The 22,995-nt window shown below is 58.9% G+C and carries 20 protein-coding genes and 2 tRNA genes; 13 read left to right on the top strand and 9 right to left on the bottom strand.

Annotation, left to right across the window (positions count from 1 at the left end; translation table 11 throughout):
• The first annotated feature begins 101 nt into the window (after positions 1-101).
• From C4S63_RS00700 to cmoB, 3 genes are all read left to right on the top strand, one after another.
• Positions 102-548: a hypothetical protein gene (locus C4S63_RS00700; protein ID WP_062816471.1), complete on the top strand. Its 447-nt coding sequence runs from the start codon at positions 102-104 to the stop codon at positions 546-548.
• A gap of 163 nt (positions 549-711) precedes the next feature.
• Positions 712-1,443: a carboxy-S-adenosyl-L-methionine synthase CmoA gene (gene cmoA / locus C4S63_RS00695; RefSeq protein ID WP_062816472.1), complete on the top strand. Its 732-nt coding sequence runs from the start codon at positions 712-714 to the stop codon at positions 1,441-1,443.
• Positions 1,443-2,411, top strand: a complete 969-nt coding sequence (gene cmoB, locus C4S63_RS00690; protein WP_062816473.1) for a tRNA 5-methoxyuridine(34)/uridine 5-oxyacetic acid(34) synthase CmoB — start codon at positions 1,443-1,445, stop codon at positions 2,409-2,411. Before cmoA ends, cmoB begins: the two co-directional genes overlap by 1 nt.
• Positions 2,412-2,482: 71 nt before the next feature.
• On the opposite strand, the gene C4S63_RS00685 is transcribed toward cmoB, so the two are convergent.
• Positions 2,483-3,178 carry a diguanylate cyclase domain-containing protein gene (locus C4S63_RS00685; protein WP_063510098.1) on the bottom strand — a complete coding sequence of 232 codons (696 nt, stop codon included), beginning with the start codon at positions 3,176-3,178 and terminating at the stop codon, positions 2,483-2,485.
• A gap of 217 nt (positions 3,179-3,395) precedes the next feature.
• Here C4S63_RS00685 and C4S63_RS00680 point away from each other — a divergent pair, with 217 nt between their 5' ends.
• On the top strand, positions 3,396-3,719 hold the full coding sequence (locus C4S63_RS00680) for a hypothetical protein (protein WP_062816475.1): 324 nt from the start codon (positions 3,396-3,398) through the stop codon (positions 3,717-3,719).
• 43 nt (positions 3,720-3,762) lie between these two features.
• Here C4S63_RS00680 and C4S63_RS00675 read toward each other — a convergent pair whose 3' ends face one another.
• The gene (locus C4S63_RS00675) at positions 3,763-4,518 is read right to left on the bottom strand and encodes a hypothetical protein (protein ID WP_062816476.1); all 756 of its coding nucleotides are present in this window, start codon (positions 4,516-4,518) and stop codon (positions 3,763-3,765) included.
• Positions 4,519-5,050: 532 nt separating this feature from the next.
• On the opposite strand from C4S63_RS00675, the gene C4S63_RS00670 reads away from it, so the two are divergent.
• The 3 genes from C4S63_RS00670 to C4S63_RS00660 all read left to right on the top strand — a co-directional run bounded on the left by C4S63_RS00670 (position 5,051) and on the right by C4S63_RS00660 (position 7,213).
• Positions 5,051-6,271 (top strand): DUF445 domain-containing protein, encoded by a 1,221-nt coding sequence (locus C4S63_RS00670; protein WP_062816477.1) that lies wholly within the window; start codon positions 5,051-5,053, stop codon positions 6,269-6,271.
• Entirely contained in the window at positions 6,271-6,582 is a 312-nt protein-coding gene (locus tag C4S63_RS00665) for a hypothetical protein (RefSeq protein ID WP_062816478.1), read from the top strand. Before C4S63_RS00670 ends, C4S63_RS00665 begins: the two co-directional genes overlap by 1 nt.
• 169 nt (positions 6,583-6,751) lie before the next feature.
• Complete coding sequence (locus C4S63_RS00660; protein ID WP_063510099.1) at positions 6,752-7,213, top strand: phasin family protein; 462 nt, start codon at positions 6,752-6,754, stop codon at positions 7,211-7,213.
• A gap of 1,399 nt (positions 7,214-8,612) precedes the next feature.
• Here the strand turns inward: C4S63_RS00660 and C4S63_RS00655 are convergent.
• The 7 genes from C4S63_RS00655 to C4S63_RS00625 form a co-directional block, all read right to left on the bottom strand.
• Entirely contained in the window at positions 8,613-10,442 is a 1,830-nt protein-coding gene (locus C4S63_RS00655; RefSeq protein ID WP_103916386.1) for a long-chain-acyl-CoA synthetase, read from the bottom strand.
• Positions 10,443-10,739: 297 nt separating this feature from the next.
• The gene (locus C4S63_RS00650; RefSeq protein WP_103916385.1) at positions 10,740-12,695 is read right to left on the bottom strand and encodes an acetyl/propionyl/methylcrotonyl-CoA carboxylase subunit alpha; all 1,956 of its coding nucleotides are present in this window, start codon (positions 12,693-12,695) and stop codon (positions 10,740-10,742) included.
• 178 nt (positions 12,696-12,873) lie between these two features.
• Positions 12,874-13,680: an enoyl-CoA hydratase/isomerase family protein gene (locus tag C4S63_RS00645; RefSeq protein ID WP_103916384.1), complete on the bottom strand. Its 807-nt coding sequence runs from the start codon at positions 13,678-13,680 to the stop codon at positions 12,874-12,876.
• 105 nt (positions 13,681-13,785) lie between these two features.
• Positions 13,786-14,943, bottom strand: coding sequence for an acyl-CoA dehydrogenase family protein (locus tag C4S63_RS00640; RefSeq protein ID WP_062816483.1), 1,158 nt, complete (start codon positions 14,941-14,943; stop codon positions 13,786-13,788).
• A 181-nt stretch (positions 14,944-15,124) separates the two neighbouring features.
• Positions 15,125-16,735 (bottom strand): acyl-CoA carboxylase subunit beta, encoded by a 1,611-nt coding sequence (locus C4S63_RS00635; protein WP_062816484.1) that lies wholly within the window; start codon positions 16,733-16,735, stop codon positions 15,125-15,127.
• Positions 16,735-17,604 (bottom strand): SDR family oxidoreductase, encoded by an 870-nt coding sequence (locus C4S63_RS00630; RefSeq protein ID WP_103916383.1) that lies wholly within the window; start codon positions 17,602-17,604, stop codon positions 16,735-16,737. Before C4S63_RS00630 ends, C4S63_RS00635 begins: the two co-directional genes overlap by 1 nt.
• Before the next feature lie 102 nt (positions 17,605-17,706).
• The gene (locus C4S63_RS00625) at positions 17,707-19,494 is read right to left on the bottom strand and encodes an acyclic terpene utilization AtuA family protein (protein ID WP_103916382.1); all 1,788 of its coding nucleotides are present in this window, start codon (positions 19,492-19,494) and stop codon (positions 17,707-17,709) included.
• A gap of 201 nt (positions 19,495-19,695) precedes the next feature.
• Between C4S63_RS00625 and C4S63_RS00620 the strand changes: the two genes are divergently transcribed.
• The 6 genes from C4S63_RS00620 to C4S63_RS00595 all read left to right on the top strand — a co-directional run bounded on the left by C4S63_RS00620 (position 19,696) and on the right by C4S63_RS00595 (position 22,966).
• Positions 19,696-20,286 carry a TetR/AcrR family transcriptional regulator gene (locus C4S63_RS00620; protein WP_103916381.1) on the top strand — a complete coding sequence of 197 codons (591 nt, stop codon included), beginning with the start codon at positions 19,696-19,698 and terminating at the stop codon, positions 20,284-20,286.
• Positions 20,283-20,477: a hypothetical protein gene (locus C4S63_RS00615; protein ID WP_103916380.1), complete on the top strand. Its 195-nt coding sequence runs from the start codon at positions 20,283-20,285 to the stop codon at positions 20,475-20,477. The genes C4S63_RS00620 and C4S63_RS00615 overlap by 4 nt, the downstream gene beginning before the upstream one ends.
• A gap of 40 nt (positions 20,478-20,517) precedes the next feature.
• Positions 20,518-20,697, top strand: coding sequence for a hypothetical protein (locus tag C4S63_RS00610; protein WP_063510107.1), 180 nt, complete (start codon positions 20,518-20,520; stop codon positions 20,695-20,697).
• Between the two features lie 101 nt (positions 20,698-20,798).
• A tRNA-Val gene (locus tag C4S63_RS00605) sits at positions 20,799-20,874 on the top strand.
• A gap of 35 nt (positions 20,875-20,909) precedes the next feature.
• Positions 20,910-20,986, top strand: a tRNA-Asp gene (locus tag C4S63_RS00600).
• A gap of 603 nt (positions 20,987-21,589) precedes the next feature.
• The gene (locus tag C4S63_RS00595) at positions 21,590-22,966 is read left to right on the top strand and encodes a hypothetical protein (protein WP_063510108.1); all 1,377 of its coding nucleotides are present in this window, start codon (positions 21,590-21,592) and stop codon (positions 22,964-22,966) included.
• Positions 22,967-22,995: the final 29 nt, after the last annotated feature.

Here is a 22,995-nt window from a genome sequence, read left to right as displayed (position 1 = left end):
CCATCTTTATGTGTGATAACGGTTAACTTATGTAGTGTTTAATTCGTATAATCCGCCACCGACGATTGTATCTTTCGGGTTTTGGGATAGAGGGTTTCTCCATGCGTTATTTGTCTTTTGTCCTGTGTGCTGTCATTGCGCTGCCGGCCCAGGCACAAATCAGTGCCGGTATGAATGAACGGTTATGCCTAGCCGCAAGCCAGGAGAGCGCGTTTGGCGCCCTGGTGGATGACATGATCGAGAGCGATGAGTTGGCGCTGACCTCCGGCGAGCAGGTGCTCTCGTTGTCCTGTCAGGATGGCAGCAGCGTGCTGGAAAAAATGGTGCTGGCACGGCAGGCAGAGAATCTGGAGTATGCCGTGATTGACCTGGGCCTGAACCTGACGGCATCCCAGGTGGCACTCCGCGGGCAAACGATGCCCCTGAAAGAGGCGTTGCAGCGCCTGGGCGAGCAGGGTGACAGCCAGGTTCAGGATTTTGTACAAGATTATCTGAGCGACCTGGCCGATGAGGACTTCAATCCCAATCTGCGTGTCAGCCTGAAGTAAGCGAGCCGTGGGGGTAGGGCGAAGCCGCCCGGACCCCCGCAAGCAACGGCCTGGCGCCTGATCCCTGAAAAAGAGGCTCTCATCTACACGGGCCCCTGCGGCCATTTCTACCCACCGGTATCACCCGCTATAATCCGCCCCGCATTGTGATATCGGAACCCCTATGTCTGATCAGCAGGACCGCATTTACGCCACGGCCCACCAGCAGGTGACCCGTTTCTCCTTCGATGACACTGTGGTACGTGTCTTTCCTGACATGATCCGACGCTCGGTGCCGGGTTATGCCACCATTATCGACATGATCGGGGTGCTGGCGGCCCGATATGCCCAGCCGGATACCTGCCTCTATGATCTTGGTTGCTCCCTGGGGGCGGCAACCACCGCCATGGCGACCCTTACCGCCGACCGGGGCAACCGGCTGATTGCTGTGGACAATTCTGAGGCCATGATCCGTCAGGCCCGCACCCTGATAGCGGAAACCGGACAAAGTGAGCGGGTGTCTCTGCGGGAAGGGGACGTGGCCAGCATGGCGTTTGAACCGTGCTCCATGGCGGTGCTGAATTTCACCCTGCAGTTCATCGCGCCGGACAAGCGTGACGGGCTGATCCAGCGCCTTGCTGACGCCACGGTACCCGGCGGTATTCTGGTGCTCTCGGAGAAGATCCGGTTTGCGGATGATGGGGAGAATGCCCTGCAGACCGAACTGCACCATGCCTTCAAGCGCAACAACGGTTATTCGGATCTGGAAATCAGCCAGAAGCGCACGGCACTGGAAAACGTTCTGATTCCGGAAACCCTGGCCGACCATGAGGCGCGCCTGCGCCAGGCCGGTTACCGGGAAATCCACGTCTGGTTCCGCTGTTTCAATTTCATCTCCCTGCTGGCGGTGCGCTGATGCTGAGGGATTATCTACAGCAGTGCGAAGCGGCGCTGCGCGAGCTTTATGCCCAGCCAGAACGAGACGTGCTGATGGCCCTGTGCCGCGAGCGCCTTCTGGACAAACCCCACGGCGATCTGCCCCGCTGGCTGGCGGCGCTGAATGCGTTACCCGAGGGGCCGGCGGAGTGTGATCTTTCGGCGGATACCCTGCGCATCGGCCAGCCGGGAGAGGTTGACCCGGCGGAAGTCAAAGCGGCTTTGCAGGGCCTGATTCCCTGGCGCAAGGGGCCGTTTGATTTCTTCGGTGTGCATATCGATACCGAGTGGCACTCTGACTGGAAGTGGCAGCGGGTGGCGCCGCACTTGTCGCCCCTGGCCGGACGGCGGGTACTGGATGTGGGCTGTGGCAGTGGCTACCACTGCTGGCGAATGGCAGCGGCCGGTGCCAAACAAGTGGTGGGCATCGATCCAACAATTTTGTTTCTGGTGCAGTATCTGGCGGTGCGTCGTTTTGCGCCGTCGGTGCCGGTCTGGTTTCTGCCGTTGCGGATGGAAGAGTTACCGGCACAGACAGAGAACTTCGATACGGTATTTTCCATGGGCGTGCTCTATCACCGGCGCTCTCCGCTGGACCACCTGTTGGAACTCAAAGCGGTGCTGGGTGAAGGCGGGGAGCTGGTGCTGGAAACCCTGGTGGTGGAAGGGGATGAACAGACCGTGCTGATGCCCGAAGACCGCTATGCGGCCATGCGTAATGTGTTCTTTCTGCCTTCGGTGGCCATGCTGGAACGCTGGCTGCATCGCTGTGGTTTTGTAGATATTCGCTGTGTCGATGAGAGTGACACCACCGTGGAAGAACAGCGGGCGACCGAGTGGATGCGGTTCCAGTCGCTACCGGACTTTCTCGACGCCAGCAATCCCGCGCGGACCCGTGAGGGGTATCCGGCGCCGCGCCGGGCGGTGCTTATGGCCCGCAAACCCTGAGTCCGGGATGGAACGGATTGCAGGCCAGGAGGCATTGGTCCGCGGTGACACCCCGCTGGCCCAACAGCCCACTAACCATTAACGACTGTCTGTGTGGAAGCTTCCAGCAGCCGATCCACCAGTTTTAATCGCAGCCGCTCATCCAGCATGCAAAGTGCGGGGGACAGCACTTCAAGCAGTGATTCCTCGTTGCCGTCATTGGCCAGTTTGCGCAGTTCCCGGGAGAGTGGATCCGCGGTTTCGGGGGCGGATTTCAACGCGGCAAGCTGCTGTTGTGCCGGTTGGCTCAATGCAATCCGATCTGTGTCGGTGGCGTCTTCCAGGCTATTGAGCGCCTGATTGAATAACTGCATGACGCTCTCTTTTTCCTGGTGATTGGCGCAGTGCACGCCAATTCGGGTGGTCAGAAAAACCCGGAACTCATCCAGTTCAAACTCCTGGCTGGTGAACCACTGTTGCAAGCGGGTTGCCATTGCCATGGCGCCATCCACGGCGGTGGCCGGCAATACCAGGAACAGCGCTTGTCCCGACTGCCAGCTCATCAGGCCGTCTTCGCACCGTTTTCTGGCATGTAACAGATGCCGCACCCGGGCAAGCAGTCGCTCAATGCGTTCGACACCGATATCCGCCTGGATGGATTCCAGTTCCTGGAAGCGAATGGCGAGGATACTCAGCGGCTGATTATGTCGCCGGCTGAGAGACATCGCCTGCTGAATCATCTGCTGACTATGGCTATTCGCACTGCTGCTGGTTGTCACGGCAGTCATTGGGTACCTCGGGGCCACACATTAAGATGACGTTCCTTCTCTGGGAGCGTGTATCGGCTCTTGAATGTGGGTATCCCTTCCCGTGGATTCACTGTAATGATTTCCCACGAGGCAGGCATCGGGCGCATACTTTATTTAACAACAATGTCTGGCTCTGTTACCAAAACTGGTTTTTTATCAGCCAATTAGAGCGGATAAGTGATGAGGAAGTGACGACATGTCCATGATCTGGGTAATTGCGACGGCTGTGCTGAGCTCCGCCATGACGCTGGCAGTGGTCGCCCTGTGGGGGCGGTTCTACTTCCAGCCGCGTCTGCGAGACAGCATGCAGCAAGAGCTGGATGAACAGGTGGAGAAAGCCGCCCAGGTGCTTTCCGCGCGAGTCGAAGAGGGCGTGCGTCGCGGGCTGGTGGATGGCGTTCGCAATCTGCCCTCCCGGGAAGTGTTGGAGGGAGCCAGCCGTAGCCTGGCACGGACCAGTGCTGAGATGGTCGGTGAGCGCCTCGGCCAGATTTTTGGCGCGCCGAAAAAGAATCGATAGCACGACCCTTTCTCCAACGGGAAAAGCGGGGGTGGCGCCTGGCCTATAGCCTGCCCCTGGCCGGCAGCAGTCGCGCCAGCAGGAAGGCGATACCCAGACTCAGCATGGCCAGGGACAATACGTCCTGCTGCAGGGCCTGCCAGGTGGTCTCCCAGAGAGACGATGCCTTCAACAGGGACAACAGGATCAGCAGGGTGCCTGTGAGGGTGAAGAACTGGTCCAGCTTGCGGGCCCGGCGAAGTTCGCCGCGCAGGTGGCGGAGTTCCTCGAGAATGTCTTCCTGGATCAATTGTTGACGTGCAACCTGTTCCGCCAGGTCGCCCACCTGTTGGGGCAGGGTGGCCAGCTTTTCCAGCCACACGGGATCTTCCCGACGCAGCAGGTCAAGCAGCTCCTTGAGCCGGACATGATCGTCCAGCCAGTTGCGCACCAGTGGCCACAGGCTGAAATTCTCGATCAGCTCATTGAGTTGGGCGATCTGTCGATCGCTGCCGGTAACCCGCAGGGATTCATGTTCGGTGAGGGGTTCGCTGGCAAACAGCCAGTGGACCATGGCGCCCAGGGGGCCGCGTACACGGATATCGACATTACCTTCGTAGTCGGTAAGCAGTTCCACCCCGTCTTCATAGATCAGCACGTAAAGCACCCACAGTGGACGCTCCGCACGGATCCGCACGACGGTGCCGTGCAGTGCGGCTAACCTGTCGCGGCCGGGCTGGCTACCTGTGAGCGCCTGGTTCAATGCGCTCTCCAAACCACCGAGCACAATCAGCTGGGGAAAACTACCGGTCTGAGGCATAAATGACGGAAAATCCTGTCCTGAAATGAGACCGCGTTGTCGCTTGGGGTCCCGATTTGTTGCCAAAAATTACGTTATCTTGCTTATATTTAGCGGCCCGTCTACCTATACTAGGGACTTTTATAATAAAGGGCACCTCCGTTAGCCGGTTACTGCCTCTGGCTTTCAGGCTGGTTCGCAATCTAGGCGCAATTTTGTAGGCATGCTGGTTGCCTGTCGAGAAATTGCAACAACGAGTGCGGGCCAGCCTGGAAGCCCCGAAGGGCGGATCCTGAAGCGCACATCTGCTGCGCTTCGCCACTAGGAAAGGGAACCACCCTGTCCGTCGTGACGAAGCACAACAGCTGCACGCTTCAGGAGCCGCAGAGGTAGCAACCGGCTAGCGGAGGTGCCCTCAAGGGCACCTCCCATGATAGGTTGCTGCCTTCAAACGACATTGGCTTTTTAGACCGGGATTGGCGAAAGCGGGATATGTTTGTCTTGGCGCTGTCGCGTTACAGTGCATAAGCCCTTGGAGGGGAGTTGTTTTTCAATGCTGGAATCATTGCTTTCGTACCCGGATTTCTGGAAGTACGTCAGTATACCTTTCATCGCCGGTGCCGTAGGGTGGATCACCAACTGGATGGCCGTCAAAATGACGTTCTATCCGCTGGAATTCATTGGTATTCGGCCCATCTTCGGCTGGCAGGGAATCATTCCCTCCAAGGTCGAAAAGATGGCAGGTATAGTGGTCGACAAGGCCCTTTCCAAACTGGGCAGTCTGGACGAGTTCTTTCGCGAGATGGAACCGGAGAAGATTTCTGCCCACCTTACCCGCACCATCCAGTCCCGAATCGAAGAATACACCGATGAGGTGATGACCGAGCGCAATGCGGTGCTCTGGGAAAACCTGCCTTTGCTGGTGCGCAAGCGTGTCTACGCCCGCGCCCGCCGTGCGATTCCCGCGGTCATGGACAATGTGGTTGATGACATCAGCCGCAACCTGGACAGCCTGGTGGACATGAAGCATATGGTTACCACCCAGATGAGCGAAGACAAGGCGCTCATGGTGCAGATGTTCCAGGAAGTGGGTGACCCGGAATTCCGTTTTATCACCAACTCCGGGTTTTACTTCGGGTTTCTCTTCGGTCTGATCCAGGTGCCGGTGTTTATCTTTGTGCCGGAAAACTGGGTGCTGCCATTCTTCGGCTTTATCGTCGGTATCGCCACCAACTGGCTGGCGCTGAACCTGATTTTCCGGCCGCTCAACCCTGTGAAGATTGGGCCGTTCCGGATACAGGGGCTTTTCCTGAAGCGCCAGAAGGATGTGGCCGAATCCTTTGCCCGCCTTTCCACCGATGAAGTGATTACCCTGCGCAATATCATGTATCAGGTGGTCAATGGCCCCCGTGGAGACCGCACGAAAGCCCTTATCAAGCGCCACCTCAAGCCCCTGCTGAATGGCGGCGTGGTGCGAACCGCTGCCCAGTTGACGGTGGGTCCGGAAGGATATGCCGATCTCAAGAAGGCTGTGGAAGACAAGGCTGTGGATCTGGCGGTAGAGCCGTTCGAGGACCAGGGCTTTAACAAGGAGCGTGGCCTGATCGTCGAGAAGCTCATGGCAGAGCGTATGCAGGCACTCAGCTCTGAAGAGTTCCAGGACCTGTTGCGCCCGGCTTTCCAGGAAGATGAATGGATCCTGATTGTGGTGGGTGGCTTCCTCGGCGCCATGGCCGGGGTCGGGCAACTGCTGTTCATGTTCGGAGCGGCTTGATGGATACGCTGCAGATAGACATTGCCACCCTGGGGTGGTTGTTGTTTGCGGCGGCGGGAGCCTCTTCCCTGTTGACCCTGGTGGTGCTGGGGCTGATCGGTCACTTTTATTTGGGGCCGAAAATCGAGCGCAAGGTGGACCGTCGTCTCGAAGACGGTGCCAACCAGCTCGAAGAGCGCCTGAGAAAACGGTTTGTGGATTTGTTGACCGGTCGTTCCCGGGATGTGATCCGCAACAGTGCCCGGGATCTTGCCCGCGGCATGGGGCTGATTGGGAATCGGCGGCCGGATGAGGATGATCTGGGTGAATAATTGCCCGTGCTGATGAGAAATTGATCACATAATTATTGATTGAATAATTGTCAGACAACCCTGTGCAAACCTGTATCACTACCCCCCTATAATTTACCCCACGTGCTCACGGTGTTGCGTGTTGTTCCCGCTGCATTCGCTCGTGGAATTGCCTTCGGGAGTTTGGATTATGTCCGATAACGAGAATGAGAAAGAAGGGCGGAATACTAGCCCGTTGAAGGCCCTGAGTGGTGCCTCAAGAGATATTCGCAAGTATACCCACCAGATTTGGCTGGCGGGTCTGGGTGCCTTCGCAAGGGCCGAGGAAGAGGGCAGTGGTTTTTTTGATGCCCTGGTTGAAGCCGGCCGCGAAGTGGAGCGCCACACCAAGGACAAGACCGAGTCCCGGGTGGAAGAGATCAAGGAACGGGTTCGTCACCATACCGGCGAAACCATGGAAAAGATGGAGAAAGCCTTCGATGATCGCCTGAACAAGGCGCTGTCCCGTCTGGGCCTGCCCAACAAGCGGGAAGTCGAAGAGCTGGAGAAACGGGTTCAGGAGCTGACCAGCGCTCTGAACAAGGCGGAGGACGATGTGTCTGCCTCCTCTGACCCCGCAGCTCCAAAACGCCGCAGCCGCAAGAAGAGCTGAGGCGCCAAACAGTGTTGTAGCGCACACCGCTAACCCCTTAGTGGTGTCTTTTAACGGGTACCCCCTTGGTACCCGTTTTTTTTGTCTCCGGTTTACACGACGCCCCCAGGATCACCACGACAATCTCTTTGTGCGCGTTACCGTCTTACCGGGTGGTTTGTTCCATCTGTGAATCATTCACTGGGGGTATCACCCAGCAGTTGTCCGGAACGGGTGTACCACGCTGTCACCCTTGGTAACGTCTTCATGCCCCAGTTTTGTTCACAGGTTTCTGTCAATGGGCTTTTTCTACAATAAAATATGACAAACCCGTGAATAGGACATAAAAAACAGCGTAACCAATTGAATACTAATGATTTTATTTATTGGTTAAAAAATAGCCATGTCGTCAATAGCCGTGAAAAACCGGTGAGATAGGGCGGTTGTGTACTGGCTATGCACAGGTTTATCCACAGCTTCTGTGGAAAAGAATCGGGCCCTGCTGATCAGGGGGAGTATTAATCAGCAGGCGTCCCCTCCTGCCGGGTTCAATTCAAGCAATTAATGGCGCTTTTACACAAGCTTGTGACAGGGCCAGGGGGAGGGTCTGTCACCCCTTTGTCATTTTTCATTTCGCGAAGAGTAGCGCTAAGTTGCTGAGAATTATCAGTTTTGCTGATTGTGTAAATATCAGGCATTCAGAGACGATGGCCTTTTTCCGTGGCCTTGCGGCGATTCTTCTCAGCTTCTCCACAATTTTATCCACAGATTATGTGGGTAACATCAAGAAGGAGCGATGACCGGCCCGGAGTCCGTCCCGATCTGTCAATCCCTGTCCTGGTGGAAAATCATGCAAACAGCCGAAAGCCTTGCCATTAAAGGGGTTCAGCGTGTTTTCCTGAGGTCCTGCACAGAGTTGTCCACAGCGCATGGGGATAGTTGCCGGGGTGTGGAAGAATTTACCCATCGTGTATTGATGGAATCAAGGGGCAAACGGCTGGCATGGCAGGGGCACCGGCGCTGCACGATGTCTGGTTTTGCGTTACCGAAGGCACGGGGAAAATCACTCTCGGGGAGAGAGGGCGTGAGGAGAATAACGTGTTGGCAGGGGATTGGGCTGCCCAATGCTGCGGGGAGCCTGTTTATGGTCGCAAACACCCAGGGTTCGCTGAGCCTGGGGCGGGCTTTACCGGCCCGGCATTTGATGGTGCAGTTCGCCCTAGGCTCAGTGCACTCTACGGGAGCCGTGTGGCATTGAGGGGCTGATCCAGGGTTGTTCTGTCATCCGGAAAGAGATCCCGGCGCCAGCCGTCTGACGTCTTTGCTGCAAGCCGCGCTCTTGTTTCCGCTAATCCCTGATGAACGAAAAAAAAGGGTGCCCGAAGGCACCCTTTTTTCAGGACAAGCCGGAAAAAAAGGATCAGAAACGGTGTTCGCCGTTGTCGATGCCTTCCTGGGTTGCCTTGTCAAGCTGCTGGTAGCAGTCGGCCTTGGGAAGCAATACGTACACCGCATTGTCTTGCTGGCTCAGGTCATACTTCTGCTCTTTGAGCTTGTTTTTCTGGTGTTTGAAGGTGCCCGTGGTTTCCATGGCCTGTTCGTTGATGCGCAGGAAGACGGGAATGGCGTAGGGGGGCAGCTCACGCTTCAGGTAGGCACACAGGCCCTGGAAGTCGAATTCGCTGTGGTGGCTGGTCAGGCGAACCTGTGCCATGCCGGCCCGGCCGTTGGTATTAGGAATTTCCACCCCGTAAACCACGGATTCCTGAATGCCATCGAACCCGTCCAGGATCTGCTCTACCTCGGTGGTAGATACGTTCTCGCCTTTCCAGCGGAAGGTGTCACCCAGGCGATCCACGAACTGTGCATGACGGAAGCCGATATCACGCATCATGTCGCCGGTGTTGAACCAGGCATCGCCTTTCTTGAAGACGTTACGGAAAATGGATTTTTCGGTCTTTTCCGGGTCCGTGTAACCATCGAACGGGGTCTTGTCAGTGATCTCGCCGAGCATCAGGCCGGATTCGCCCTTGCCTACCTTGATCATGTTGCCGTTGCTGTCACGTACCGGTTCGTCCTTTTCCTTGTCGTACTTGACGATGGCATAGCTGACCGGTGAGAAGCCTACGGTGTTGTCGAAGTTGAATACATTGGTGAAGGCCACGTTGCCCTCGGAGGAGGCATACAGCTCAACCACACGCTCAATGCCGAAACGCTCCTTGAAATCCTTCCAGATGCTCGGGCGCAGGCCGTTGCCAACAATGGTGTGAACCTTGTTGTCCTGGTCATTGGGTTTTTCCGGCTGCTCGTGCAGGTAGCGACACAGCTCCCCCACATAGCCGAATGCGGTACAACCGTGGCGGCGAACGTCATCCCAGAAACCACTGGCGGAGAACTTGCGCGCCAGTACCAGGGTGCCGGCGGGTGCCAGTACCGATGTCCAGCAGATGACCATGCCGGTGGCGTGGTAGAAGGGCAAGGTGGTGTAGAGACGGTCTTCCTTGTTCAGGCGCACCGCAGAGTAGCCAAAGCCACCGTAGGCTTTTTCCCAACGACCATGATTGAACACCACCGCCTTGGGTAGCCCGGTCGTCCCGGAGGTATAGATATAAAAGAGCGGGTCACGCAAGAAGGTCTGCTTGGTGGAGGCAGGATTCTCGCTGGAGCAGTCCTTGATTTCGCTGGCCAGGTTCTTGTAACCCGAGGGGGCTTCACCCGGATTTTCCAGCGTGTCCTGATCGGCAAAGAAGAAGAAGTTGTCTTTCAGGTCCAGGTCGCCACGGACTTCTTCCACGGCTTGCACCAGCTCCTCACCGACGATGGCCGCCTTGGGTTTCACCAGATTGAAAGAATGAATCAGTACCTTGCCGCGCTGGGAGGTATTGATCAGGGCCGCGCAGACCCCCAGCTTGGCGCAGGCCGCTACAGTGACGAGCAGTTCCGGGCGATTTTCGATGTTGACGGCGATGGTGTCGCCTTTCTTCAGGCCGATGGAGGCCAGATAATCTGCCAACCGGTTGGTCCAGGCATTGAACTGCTTGTAGGTAAGCTCGGTGTCCTCGTAAATCAGTGCGGCACCGTTGGGGTTCATGCCAGTGGCTCGCTCGATGGCCACGCCCAGGCCCAGAGGCTTGGTGGTGTCAGTGATCTTGGCCATCCGCGAGCCCTTGATCAGGCCTGGCAGATTGCTGACCACTTCGGGAACCTTGGACAGAAGCTTGGGCAACGTGATGATGTCGGCGTTGCTCATAGGATCTCCATTAGTCTGTGTTCTTGGAAGGCCCTGGCGCAACACCTCAGAAACCGTCGATACAGGCCTGTGATTCGATCATGGCATGCAAACGATTATCCGAAGGCGGTTCAGCCGGGAACCCAGTATTGGCAAGCGGGCGCTTACCTTAACCGTAGCACCAGGGCAGGGCAAGAGCCCCGCCCCGTCGCTGTGCCGGGGCAGATTGCGGCGTTCCGAATTGGCCTTGTCTGCCCGATGCAAATTATTGAACCACGATGGAGTGTCCTTCTCCGTTAGTGATTTGTCACTGACGAATTATGTCTCCGGACTGTCCGGTTTGATGCTGACCAGCAATTGTTGACGCTTGACTTGGCTTCCAACCGCCAGATCTGCGGATTCCACGGTACCATCACAATCCGCCTTGAGGCTGTGCTCCATCTTCATGGCCTCCATGATGACCAGCACCTGACCACGTTTCACCGCGTCACCGGCTTTGGCGCATACCTCGATCACGGCCCCATCCATGGGCGCGCGAATCTGACCGGAGCCGGCCTGATCGCTGGTGCCCGCTGCGCTGTGGGTAGCATCCTCGAAACAGAGACTATGGCCTTGCCATTGCAGCCAGCTTTGTTTGCCATCCTGGCACATGCGGTAGCGCTGCTGGACGCCGTCAATGGTGGCAAGACCGGGAGCCAGAGTCGCGATGCGATGGCTGTTCTCGCCCACGATCAGCTCCGCGTGGTTGTCCTGATAGCGGATATAGACCGTCTGCTCATGGTCGCCGCAGCGAAGCTGGACCGGTTGCGCTCCCAGAGTGCTGGAGTGCCAGCCGCGCAGATCCGCTGACGGTGTTTCTGCCTCACAGCGGAGCAGGGCCGCCAGGGCCCAGAGCTGGCTGGATGGCGCTTCGCCGGCCATGCTGGCGTCGTCGGCAAAATCTTCGCCGATGAAGGCGGTGGTGGCTTCACCGCGGGCAAATACCGGATGGCGCAGGATGGCAGCCAGGAAGGGGCGGTTATCCCGAACACCCATTAGCACCGTGTCCTCCACGGCACGTATCAGACGTCGCCGGGCGTCTTCACGGCTGTCACCCACGGCAATGATCTTGGCCAACATGGGATCGTAGTGGCTGCCCACCTCGTAGCCTTCCACAAGGCCATGATCGATACGCACACCATCGCCACTGGCCGGTTGCCAGCGCAGCACTGGCCCGGTTTGCGGCATGTAGTTTTGCGCCGGGTCCTCGGCGTACAGGCGCACCTCCATGGCGTGGCCGGTGAGCCTGACCTGTTCCTGGGTCAGGGGGAGAGGCTCGCCCCGGGCCACCTTGATCTGCCAGGCCACCAGATCCAGGCCGGTGACCAGCTCCGTGACCGGATGCTCCACCTGCAGGCGGGTGTTCATTTCCAGGAAGAAGAAATCCCCCTCCGGCGCCAGCAGGAATTCCACCGTGCCGGCCCCAACATAGTTGCAGGCCTTGGCCGCATTGACCGCCGCTTCGCCCATCTCTTGGCGCAGGGCCTCGTCCACGGCCGGGGAGGGTGCTTCTTCCACTACCTTCTGGTGGCGGCGCTGTACCGAACAGTCGCGCTCACCCAGATGGATCACATGGCCATGGCGGTCGCCGAATACCTGGATTTCCACATGCCGTGGCTGCATCACGGCGCGCTCCAGGATCAGCTCGTCGCTGCCGAATGCACTTTTGGCTTCCTGGCGGGCGCTTTTCAGCTGGGCGGGAATCTCGCTGGCATCGGTGACCACGCGCATGCCGCGGCCGCCACCACCGGCGCTGGCCTTGATCATCAGCGGCAGGCCGATGCGTTCGGCTTCCTTCAGCAGAGTGGCGTCGCTCTGGTCTTCGCCTTCGTAGCCGGGAATGCAGGGGACACCCGCTTCAATCATGGCCAGCTTCGACAGGCGCTTGGAGCCCATCAGGTGAATGGCATCTTCGTCCGGGCCGATAAAGGTAATGCCGGCGTCCTTGCACGCCCGGGAAAAGCCGGCATTTTCGGAAAGAAAGCCATAGCCCGGATGCACCGCATCGGCACCGGTCTTGCGGCAGGCATCGAGCAGGGCATCCACGTTCAGATAGGACGCGCTGGCCAGGGCCGGCCCAACACACACCGCTTCGTCCGCCAGTTGTACATGACTAGCACCGGCATCCGGTTCGGAATAGACCGCCACGGTCCGGTAGCCCAGGGACTGGGCGGTGGCGATGACCCGGCAAGCAATCTCGCCACGGTTGGCAATCAGGATTTTTTCAAAGCTCATTGTGGTTCCTTGGTTGAGTTGCAAGTTTCAAGTTGAAAGTTGCAACGCGAACGGAGCTCGTAGCCATACGAAACCCGTTGGAGCCGCGCCTCATGGATGCTGCGTGGGCAAGGGCAGATTCGGTTAGCACTGCGTATGCCTGGGCTTTTTAACTTTCAACTTTCCACTTTCAACTCTTTTATTGATTCCAGGACGCCGGGCGTTTCTGTACGAACGCCATGGTGCCTTCCTGGCCTTCCTCGCTGTTCACGGCGGCGGCGAAATCCTTCGCGGCCTGATCCAGTAATGCCTCCATGGGTTGGTGACCCACGTCCAGTACCAGTTGTTTGGTTACCCGATTGGCATGGGGGGCGCATTTGCGCACCGCTTTCAGGGTATCTTCCAGCAAGGCCTCCAGAGCATCGGCATCGGTGGCCACCTCGTGGACGATCCCCAGTCGACGGGCCTCTTCACCCTGGAAGCGGATGCCGGTGAGGGCCAGCCGCCGGGCCTGGGTCAGGCCGATGCGCTCGACCACAAAGGGGGCGATCTGGGCGGGAATCACGCCCAGGCCGGTTTCCGGCAGGCCGAACGTGGCGCCGGTGTGGGCAAGCGCCACATCGGAAATGCAGGCCAGACCAAAGCCGCCCCCCAAGACCGCACCTTCCAGCACCGTAATCAGCACCTGGGGCTGATGATTGGCGGCGGTGATCATTTCCCCGAAACGGCGATTGAGTTTCTGGAAGGCGTCACCGTCGCCGCTGGCGGCCTGCTGGCGGGCACCGGCCATATCCTTGATGTCGCCGCCGGCACAGAAGTGGCCTCCGGCACCGCGCAGTACGATGGCGCGGACATCAGCATCATTTTCCACGGCAGCAAACACGGCCATCAGCTCGTTGACCATGGTCAGGCTCATGGCGTTACGGCTGTCGGGCCGGTTCAGGGTGATGTGCAGAACCGGGCCGTCCTGGTTGATTTGCAAGGTGTCGGTGCTGGGTAAAGTCATGCATCGCCTCGTTGTTTTCTGTAGGAGCGTCGCTGGCGGCGCGATTCTCCGACCGTTTGTGATCGCGCCGCGAGCGACGCTCATACGGATGGGTTTTCCCTGTGGTTATTTTTTCTTGCCCGGCAGGATATCCATGGTCTTGCAGATAATGCCCAGCATGATTTCGTCGGCGCCGCCACCGATGGAGCCGAGGCGACCATCCCGGTAAAGCTGACCGGCCGGGTTGTCCCACATGAAACCGTTGCCGCCCCAGTACTGCAGGCAGCTGTCAGCCACTTCCCGGCTGAGGCGGCCCACTTTCAGCTTGGCCATGGAGGCCAGTTGCAGCACATCCTTGCCGTTGATGTACATCTCGCAGGCCCGATAGGTGAGGGCGCGCAGGGACTCCACTTCGGTCTGCAGTTCAGCCAGGCGGAAGTGCACGGTCTGGTTGTCGATCAACGGCATGCCGAATACCTGACGATCCTTGGCATAGGCAATGGTCTCGTCGATCACATGCTGCATGCCCATCAGGCTGTTGGCGGCGGCAAACAGACGTTCCTCCTGGAACTGGATCATCTGCATCATGAAGCCCATGCCTTCCTGACCGATCAGGTTGCGCTGGGGAACGCGCACGTTATCGAAGAACACCTGGGCGGTTTCCGAGGAGCGCATGCCCAGCTTGTGCAGGGGCTTGTCCACGGTGATGCCGCCGGCATCCTTGGGCACGATGATCAGTGACTTGTTCATGTGCGGTTTGCCCTCGGACGTCTGGGCAAGCAGGCAGAACCAGTCGGCGCTGGGCGAGTTGGTGATCCACATCTTGGTGCCGTTGATCACGTAGTCGTCGCCGTCCTTGGTGGCGGTGGTCTTGATGGCAGCCACATCGGAACCGGCATGGGGCTCGGATACGGCGATGGAGGCCACCATGTCACCGGCAATGGCCGGGGCCAGGTAATTCTGGCGCAGCTCGTCGGAGCCGAAACGGGCCAGGGCCGGGGTGGCCATATCGGTCTGTACCCCGGTGGAGAGAGGCACGCCGCCGCAGTGGGTGCGGCCCATTTCCTCGGCCATGACCATGCCGTAGGAATAGTCCAGACCCATGCCGCCGAACTCTGCCGGCTTGGTGACCCCAAGCAGGCCCAGATCGCCCATCTTCTTGAACACCTCATGAATGGGGAAGCGACCGGCTTCTTCCCATTCCTTGACGTGGGGGTTCAGTTCTTTCTCGACAAAGTTGCGGACTGTGCGGCGCAGTTCTTCGTGTTCCTGAGTAAATTGCATGGGAAGCGTCCTGTGTTTGTTTGGCTCGGTTTGTCGAGCGCTGATATGTCTGTATTTGTCGGTTATTTAGGTAGTTGAGTTGACAGTTGATAGTGGACAGTTGACAGCTAAAACCTGACTCCAAACTGCCACGCTATCTGTTTTCCCGCTGTCAACTTTCAACTGTCCACTGTCAACTTGTTTAAAGCCTTGCCACCCCGAACGCATTCGGGTGCAGCTCGCGGTGTTGGGCATCGGCGCAAATGTCCAGGGCATAGGCCACCACACGGCGTGTGTCGCGGGGGTCAATGATGCCGTCGTCCCACAGCCGGGCCGTGCCGTAGAGGGCGGTGGACTGGCTGTCGAGTTTCTGGGCGGTGGTCTGCTGAAGCATGTCGAGTACCTTCTCGTCAGGCTCAATGCCGTTGGCGCGCTGCTTGGCCTCGGCCACGATGCGCAGCACCATGCCGGCCTGCTGGCCACCCATCACGGCAACTTTGGAGTTGGGCCAGGCAAAGATGAAGCGCGGGTCCAGGCCGCGGCCGCACATGGCATAGTTGCCGGCACCGTAGGAGCCACCGACCACGATGGAAATCTTCGGCACTCGAGCGTTGGCCACGGCCTGCAGCATTTTCGAGCCGTGCTTGATGACACCGTTCTGTTCCGCATCGGTACCCACCATGAAGCCGGTGGTGTTGTGAAGGAACAGTAGAGGCCGGCGTGTCTGGTCACAGAGCTGGATGAACTGGGCGGCTTTGGCAGCGCCACGGGGGGTGATCGGACCATTGTTGCCGATGATGCCCACGGGCTTGCCTTCGATGGTGCTCCAGCCGCACACGGTGGCACTGTCCCAGTCGTTCTTGAAATCGAGAAAGTCGGAGCCGTCGGCGATGCGGGCGATGATCTCGCGTACGTCGTAGGGTTTCTTGGCATCAGCGGGCACTACGCCGAGCAGCTCTTCAGCGTCATAGCGGGGTGGCTCGAAAGCGTTGCTGTCCGGTGCCGCCCGGCGCCAGCCCAGCAGCTTGACCAGGTCCCGGGCCTGACGGATGCCGTCGGCGTCGTTTTCTGCCAGGTATTCGGCGGTGCCCGCGGTACCACTGTGCATTTCCGCACCGCCCAGTTCCTCATCCGTGGCGATTTCGCCGGTGGCGGCTTTCAGCAAGGGCGGGCCGGCCAGGAACATCTTGGCGCGCTCGCGTACCACTACCACATAGTCGGACAGACCCGGCTGATAGGCGCCACCGGCGGTGGCATTGCCGTGTACCACGGTGATCTGCGGGATGCCGGCGGCGGACAGCCGTGCCTGATTGGCAAAGGTGCGGGCGCCGTCCACGAACACTTCTGCCGCGTAGTTCAGGTTGGCGCCGCCGGACTCCACCAGGCTGACCACGGGCAGCTTGTTCTCCATGGCGATGCGTTGCAGGCGCAGGGTCTTGTGCAGGCCGGAGGGGGAGATGGTGCCGCCCTTGATGGCGGAATTGGAGGCGGTCACCAGACAACGGACACCGGACACATAGCCGATGCCGGCAATGGTGCTGCCGCCGGCTTCGGTGCCGTCCTTGTCGTCGTGCATCTTGTAACCGGCCAGGTTCATCAGGCTCAGGAACGGCGAGCCGGTGTCCAGCAGCCGGGAGATACGCTCGTGGGGCAGCAGCTGGCCGCGTTTTTCGAACTTGGCACGCTTGCTCTCGGCGGTATCCACCACGGCCTGCTCAATGGCGCGGAATTCTTCCACTGCCGCCAGCAGGGCATCGCGGTTCTGCCGGTATTCCTCGCTGTTCGGGTCCAGTGCGGATTCAATGACTGACATTACAGGTCCTTGAAGACATCGGGGGTGGTGGCTCGGTGGAAGCCGTCAAACGGTTGGCTCTTGTCATGATCGGGCAGGGGGAAGATGGCCACGTTGCCCTGGCTGGCGGCGCCGTCGATGCGCAGGGTGTCACCGCTGATAAAGGCGGCGGCGTCGCTGAGCAAAAAGCAGATGGCGCCGGACACTTCGGATTCGTTGCCCATGCGCTTGAGCGGTACGGCGGCGCGCAGGGTTTTCAGGGTCTGCTTGAAGCCTTCCGGATAGGTGTCCATGCCGCTGGACATGATCCAGCCCGGTGCCACGGCGTTGACGCGCACCCCGCAGCTGCCCCATTCGTAGGCGGCGGTCTGGGTGAAGTTGACCATGCCGGCCCGGGCGGCGCCGGAGTGACCCATGCCGGGCATGCCGCCCCACATGTCGGCGACAATGTTGACGATGGCGCCGCCATTACGGTTCATGCCCTGGGTGAATACTTCCCGGGCCATCAGGAAGCCGCCGGTGAGGTTGGTGCGCACCACGGTTTCCCAGCCTTTCTGGCTGATCAGCGCCAGAGGGGAAGGGAATTGGCCGCCAGCGTTATTGACCAGGCCGTGGACCACCTCGACGGCCTTGTAGATCTCGGCAACGGTGGCCTTGACCACTTCTTCATCACGAATGTCGCAGGCGAAGCCGATGGCCTGGCCGCCGTCTTCGTCGATCTCTGCCGCCACGTTATCCAGTTTTTCCTGCTTGCGGCCAACCAGCACTACGCGGGCACCCAGGGAAGCCAGTTCATGGGCGGTACAGCGACCGATGCCGGAGCCGCCGCCGGTGACGATGATGTTCTGGCCGGCAAACAGGTCGGGTTTGAATACGGAACGGTATGACATTGTCGTTAATCCTTGTGTTGTCTCTTGCTGTGGGAGCGCTCGTTCGACCGCGAATTGGCCTTCGAGATGCCGTCATGGTCGAACGACCACTCCCACAATGTCTTAGTTATCTTCGAGTGTTCTGGCGATCTCTTCACTCACCATCACCGGCATATCCAGTAACTGCTGGGCAAATGCCTTGCCCTGCGGATCAATGCGCAGTGAGGCGATGCCGCCGCCGCCCAATGCATTTTTCAGCAGGAAGTTGAAAGCATTCATGCCGGGCAAGGACCAGCGGCTGACGCTGCCGGTGTCCGGGTCGAGGACGTGTTGCATGTAATCCGCCACTGCCTCTTCGCCCAGAGCGGCATTCATAAAGGGCAGATACTCGGGGCGGCGGGCGATCACGCCGATATTGGCATGGTTGCCCTTGTCGCCGCTGCGGGCCCAGGCCAGTTTGACCAGGGGGACCGCCATGTCTCCGCTGGCGGTTTCGCCGCGTGGATCTTCCGGCAGGCTGGCGGGGTCAAAGGGCGCACCGGCAGGAATGCTGACGGGTATCGTGTCGCCGTCCAGGTTCACGGTAACCGGGATGCTGTTCTTGCTGACGAGAGTGGAAAACAGGCGGATGCGCGGGAACGGTTTGGGACGTCCGCCGACCAGGCCGGACAGTCCCGGGGCCATGCCGGTGGCAGCCTGGGCAATTTCCCGGGCAAACAGCCCCAAAGCTTTCTTGTCATCGTGCAGGGCGCCGATTTTGACGACCACCTCGCGGGTGTCACCGCGACGGGCATGGGCGCCGTAGGTGGTTTCGCTGCCGAGAATTTCCACGCTGGTTTCGCGCATGGGGGCCATGCCCAATTGCGTGAACAGGCCGGCCACCTTTTTCAGGATGGCATCGGCCACCATCTGGCCTTTCTGCGGGGCGTCGATGCCCCCCATCAGAAATGAGGCGGTGATGCGGTTACCGTCCGGGTAAGTGGCGGAGACTTTATAGGTGTCGCTGGGCGGCAGGCCTTTTGCGCCACTGACGCGGACCCGATTGTCACCCACCTGTTCCAGTGTCACGTTAGTGAAGTCACAGATCACATCGGGCAGCATGTAGGCGCGGGGGTCGCCGATCTCGTAGACGATCTGCTCGCCCACTGTCGCTGGGGTGACCAGGCCGCCGGTATTGTCCGGTTTGCTGATAATGAAGTGGCCGTCTGCAAAACATTCGGCAATGGGAAAGCCCATGTTGTGGAAATCGGGCACATCGCGCCAATCGGTGAAATTGCCGCCGGTGCACTGGGCGCCGCACTCAATCACATGGCCGGCCAGGGAGCCCTGGGCCAGTTTGTCATAGTCGTCCTCGGCCCAGCCGAATTCGTGCATCAGCGGCCCCAGTACCACGGCGGAATCAGCAATACGGCCGGTGAGTACGATGTCAGCACCGGCATCCAGGGCCGCCTTGATCGGCAGGGCGCCCAGGTAGGCATTCATGGTAACGGTCATGGGGGGCAGGGGAGCGCCGCTATCCATTTCCGTCACATCGGCAAAATCATTGCGGCGCGGATTCAGGTCGTCGCCTTCCACCAGGGCAATTTTCATCTCGATGCCGGCAGCCTCGAAGACTTTCTCCAGGGCCTCTCGGCAGGCCCGCGGGTTCACCCCGCCAGCATTGCTGATGACTTTTATGTTTTTTGCTTTGATGTCCTTGGCCAGCGGCGCCATGACATTGTTGACGAAGTCGTGGGCGTAGCCGGCGCTGGGGTCCTTCATGCGTGCCCCGGCCATGATGGACAGGGTGACCTCGGCCAGGTAATCGAACACCAGATAATCGATCTCGGCCTGCTTGACCAGCTGGAAAGCGGCGCTGTTGGTATCACCCCAGAATCCGGCGGCGCAGCCGATACGAACGGGCTCGGTCATGATGGCTCCATTTGCGTGTGAAAGCGTGGTCTCGTAAGCTACCAAGCAAGCGCTTGGTTTGGCAAGAGTCAGTTTCAAGCTACAAGCTTCAAGCTGCAAGCAAAAAAGTCTGTACAAGCTAATGGAAGGCTGCGCACTCACTGGCTTGCAGCGTGCATCCCGGAATCGGGATAATGCGGGGATACAAAACAGAGGAAAACAATGGCTGAGTCACTGGCAATTAATGGAATCGATGATTCTCCCCGCGGGCGTCTGCTCAGTGCTGCGGCGCACCTGTTCCGGGACAAGGGGTTCGACCGGACCACGGTTCGGGATATTGCGGCGTCAGTCGGGATCCAGAGCGGTTCTATCTTCCACCACTTCAAAAGCAAGGAGGATATCCTCTATGCGGTGATGGAAGAGGTGATTCATTTCAATACCGACCGCTTGCGGCGAGCCATGGCGGCAGAAAGCCGGCCGGAAGCGCAGTTGCGGGCGCTGGTGCGGGCCGAGCTGCAGTCCAACGTCGGCGATACGGCCGAGGCCATGGCCGTGCTGGTCACGGAGTGGCGATGCCTCAGTGAGGAAAAGCAGAGCAAGGCGCTGGAATTGCGGGCCATCTATGAACAGCTGTGGCTGGATGCGCTGAATGCCCTGCACGGGCAGGGGGTATTCCGGGATGATCCCTTTATCATTCGCCGTTTGATCACCGGGATGACCGGCTGGGTGCCCAACTGGTTCGACCGGGAGGGGTCCCTGACGCTGGATGATCTGGCCGACATCATCGTCCGCCGGGTGGTGGGGGAAGCATGATCGGCAATGCCATCAGTTGGGGGCAAAGAGGCTACTCCATCATCGAGGAAGGAGAGTTGAACCGGCAGACCTGGGCGCTGGATGTACATCACTACCTGATTGCCAAGCCCAACGGCCAGCCGGTGCCGGGCAAATTTACTCTCGATGAGGCCAAGGCGCATATCGAAGCGCTGGAGGCGCAAGAGAGTTGAAACGGCAAGCTACGCAGCCGCTGTAGGAGTCCATGCTTGCATGGCGAACCTCGCGTTAGCGAGGAAATCGCCCGAAGGGCGATCAGGCCTGTGGGGCTTCGACAGCTTCTTCTTCGGAGATCGGGAGCAGCCGCATCGCCTTTTCATCGCTGAAGCTCTGTTCGCCATGCAAGCATGGGCTCCTACAGCGGTTTTTTTGGCCGTTCTGCCCAAGATTTAGCCGTTCCGACCATTTTCTAGGCAAACGGACTTTTTTCTGCAAAAAGCCGTTGACACCCCGGGCCCAATCCCTAAAATGGCGCCCACTTCGCAACGCGATGCGGGTGGTTAGCTCAGCTGGGAGAGCATCTGCCTTACAAGCAGAGGGTCGGCGGTTCGATCCCGTCACCACCCACCAAGTTTCAAGAGTAAAGAGTTCCGAAAGGAATAGCTGGAGCGGTAGTTCAGTTGGTTAGAATACCGGCCTGTCACGCCGGGGGTCGCGGGTTCGAGTCCCGTCCGCTCCGCCACTATTCAAGCATTAAAGGCTCCCATCGATGGGGGCCTTTTTTGTTTCTGCCTTCTCGTCCACGCCGCCACCGACGCCTGACAAAGCGTAAGCGCTGACCCGGTATATCCGGTATCCGTCCATTTTTCATGAACTTGTCACTGAATCCCTGTCTAATTTCAGGTCCACAACACTGAAAAGACGAAAGGAGGACAAGCCAATGGAAGACTATCTGGAAGAGCGCCTTGAAGAGAAGCAGCTCATGGAATGCCTGGAGGAGTGGCTGGAAGAAGACAGCTGGGTCGATGACGGAGAGGAGCTCTGATTCCTTTCCGTTCAGCCCTTCTCCGGTTCACCCCCCATTCCTCCCCGCCGAACACCTGATACCGACTTTTTTCCTGGCAACGTGACGCCGTTAGTGGCGCTGGCTCAATGCTTTCCTGCAAGCTGGCAGCGGCTTTGCCTATGCTTTTTTTTTACTGCCATTCAGGTCACACTCTTTTGTGAGGGGCTGACTATAATTGGTAGCACCCTGATTTTTGCCAGTGTTTTCCGGGACTGCAGGCAGTGACGCCGTGGCAGGTCAGTGGCCAACTACAATAATTCTCAAGGTAAGGAAGGACACATGCCTCTATCCTCCGTGACGTCCGAAGCGATTTTGTTTTTTGATCACCGGGGCATTACGAAAAGTATGCTGTACGCGGATTTTGAGGCAATCCTGGATGGCATGGTGGGTGTGCCCGAATTTGCCGACAAGGAAGTCCGCGGAGCGTATTGTCTGGTCAATGGCCAGCTACGCGTGCGCTCTCTGGTGCTTTTCACCATCGATTTTGATGAAGATGGCATGGCGGATACGACCTGGAATGTGCCATTGCGCCACCTTGCTGAGCACGCCGGGCAAGGGCCGGATATGGGAGCCGGGCCGATCCGTCTGGCCTGTCGCAGTCAGTGCCCGGTGGCCTGGCACCAGGATCAGATGTGGGACCCGGGCATGAAGCCGGGGGCCAATGATTTTATTGCTATTCGTGACACCATTCGGGAGCGTGGTCCGAAGCTGGGTCTTGAGATCGATGACGAGCTGGATTCCATGCCGGCCACGCCGCCGCCGGTGATTGGTGCCGAGACGAAGGCGCCCACCATTGCCCCGGATCAAAGCGAAAGCCGGAAAGAGGCCGACGAAGAGCGGGTTCGCTTGGCCCGAATTATCAAGGAGCTGCGCCTGCGGGTGCAGACGCTGGAGAATTCCCACTCCGAAGAGGTGGGGAAGTTGCGTTATGCCGCCCAGCAGAAGGAAGAGATCCTGAATGCCCAGCTGGAAAAAGTCATGGGCCAGTTCAAAACCCTCAAATCCCAGAATGTGGCCCTTCGCGAGCAAAACGATTCACTGAAAGCCCAGGTGATTTCCCTGACCCAGAGCCTTGAGGAGCAGAGCCAGCAAAGCCAGTCCCAGGGGAGTGAGCTGGAGGTGCTGACTGAGCAGTACAAGCTGGCTTTGGAGCAGCGCATCGAGGAAGAGCGTGCCAAGCTTTCCGAGCAGATCCACGCCAAGGAAATGGATGTGCTGACCCGGGATGATCTGATCAGTCAGCTCAAGCAGGAGCTTGGTGAGCTCAAGCGGAACCGGGTCAAAGAGGCCAGTACCGGGGCCCAGAAGGTGCTGGAGAAACTGGAGAGCCTGGGGTTGAGCTTTATTGCCTTTCACCCCGGGGCGGGGCATATCTCGATTTCCGCTGACCAGATCGGCAGTTATATGGAAAATCCGGTGGCCTTTGCGGCGCGTAAGTGCCTGGTTACCGAAGACCACTATCGGGCCTGGCTGGCTCACTACGAAAACCCGGTCTGCCAGGTCCCTGTGGGTGCCGATCAGCAAGCCTGTGGCAAGCGTGTGATCCGGGTGGAAGTGCCCAATCAGTTCAAGCCCGGGGTTTCTGACTGCAATGCCAATCGTTGCCCCAATTGCCGGAATGATTCCGCCATCGACAATGTGTTGCGCTTTCGCTGATACCGGAATGTGAACCAGTGCCATTTCCA

Source organism: Alcanivorax sp. DSM 26293 (genome assembly GCF_900107995.1).
Classification (GTDB): domain Bacteria; phylum Pseudomonadota; class Gammaproteobacteria; order Pseudomonadales; family Alcanivoracaceae; genus Alcanivorax.
Note: the sequence above shows the minus strand (reverse complement) of the source record. Positions and strands in the feature narration are given on the sequence as shown.

Bases quoted from the DNA above. Each gene is read 5' to 3' on its own strand.
- C4S63_RS00595 (WP_063510108.1), top strand. From the start codon at position 21,590: ATGCCTCTATCCTCCGTGACGTCCGAAGCGATTTTGTTTTTTGATCAC.
- C4S63_RS00625 (WP_103916382.1), bottom strand. From the start codon at position 19,494: ATGACCGAGCCCGTTCGTATCGGCTGCGCCGCCGGATTCTGGGGTGAT.
- C4S63_RS00645 (WP_103916384.1), bottom strand. From the start codon at position 13,680: ATGACTTTACCCAGCACCGACACCTTGCAAATCAACCAGGACGGCCCG.
- C4S63_RS00685 (WP_063510098.1), bottom strand. From the start codon at position 3,178: ATGACTGCCGTGACAACCAGCAGCAGTGCGAATAGCCATAGTCAGCAG.
- C4S63_RS00620 (WP_103916381.1), top strand. From the start codon at position 19,696: ATGGCTGAGTCACTGGCAATTAATGGAATCGATGATTCTCCCCGCGGG.
- C4S63_RS00630 (WP_103916383.1), bottom strand. From the start codon at position 17,604: ATGTCATACCGTTCCGTATTCAAACCCGACCTGTTTGCCGGCCAGAAC.
- cmoA (WP_062816472.1), top strand. From the start codon at position 712: ATGTCTGATCAGCAGGACCGCATTTACGCCACGGCCCACCAGCAGGTG.
- cmoB (WP_062816473.1), top strand. From the start codon at position 1,443: ATGCTGAGGGATTATCTACAGCAGTGCGAAGCGGCGCTGCGCGAGCTT.
- C4S63_RS00670 (WP_062816477.1), top strand. From the start codon at position 5,051: ATGCTGGAATCATTGCTTTCGTACCCGGATTTCTGGAAGTACGTCAGT.
- C4S63_RS00675 (WP_062816476.1), bottom strand. From the start codon at position 4,518: ATGCCTCAGACCGGTAGTTTTCCCCAGCTGATTGTGCTCGGTGGTTTG.
- C4S63_RS00650 (WP_103916385.1), bottom strand. From the start codon at position 12,695: ATGAGCTTTGAAAAAATCCTGATTGCCAACCGTGGCGAGATTGCTTGC.
- C4S63_RS00665 (WP_062816478.1), top strand. From the start codon at position 6,271: ATGGATACGCTGCAGATAGACATTGCCACCCTGGGGTGGTTGTTGTTT.
- C4S63_RS00660 (WP_063510099.1), top strand. From the start codon at position 6,752: ATGTCCGATAACGAGAATGAGAAAGAAGGGCGGAATACTAGCCCGTTG.
- C4S63_RS00640 (WP_062816483.1), bottom strand. From the start codon at position 14,943: ATGCAATTTACTCAGGAACACGAAGAACTGCGCCGCACAGTCCGCAAC.
- C4S63_RS00655 (WP_103916386.1), bottom strand. From the start codon at position 10,442: ATGAGCAACGCCGACATCATCACGTTGCCCAAGCTTCTGTCCAAGGTT.
- C4S63_RS00680 (WP_062816475.1), top strand. From the start codon at position 3,396: ATGTCCATGATCTGGGTAATTGCGACGGCTGTGCTGAGCTCCGCCATG.
- C4S63_RS00610 (WP_063510107.1), top strand. From the start codon at position 20,518: ATGGCGAACCTCGCGTTAGCGAGGAAATCGCCCGAAGGGCGATCAGGC.
- C4S63_RS00615 (WP_103916380.1), top strand. From the start codon at position 20,283: ATGATCGGCAATGCCATCAGTTGGGGGCAAAGAGGCTACTCCATCATC.
- C4S63_RS00700 (WP_062816471.1), top strand. From the start codon at position 102: ATGCGTTATTTGTCTTTTGTCCTGTGTGCTGTCATTGCGCTGCCGGCC.
- C4S63_RS00635 (WP_062816484.1), bottom strand. From the start codon at position 16,735: ATGTCAGTCATTGAATCCGCACTGGACCCGAACAGCGAGGAATACCGG.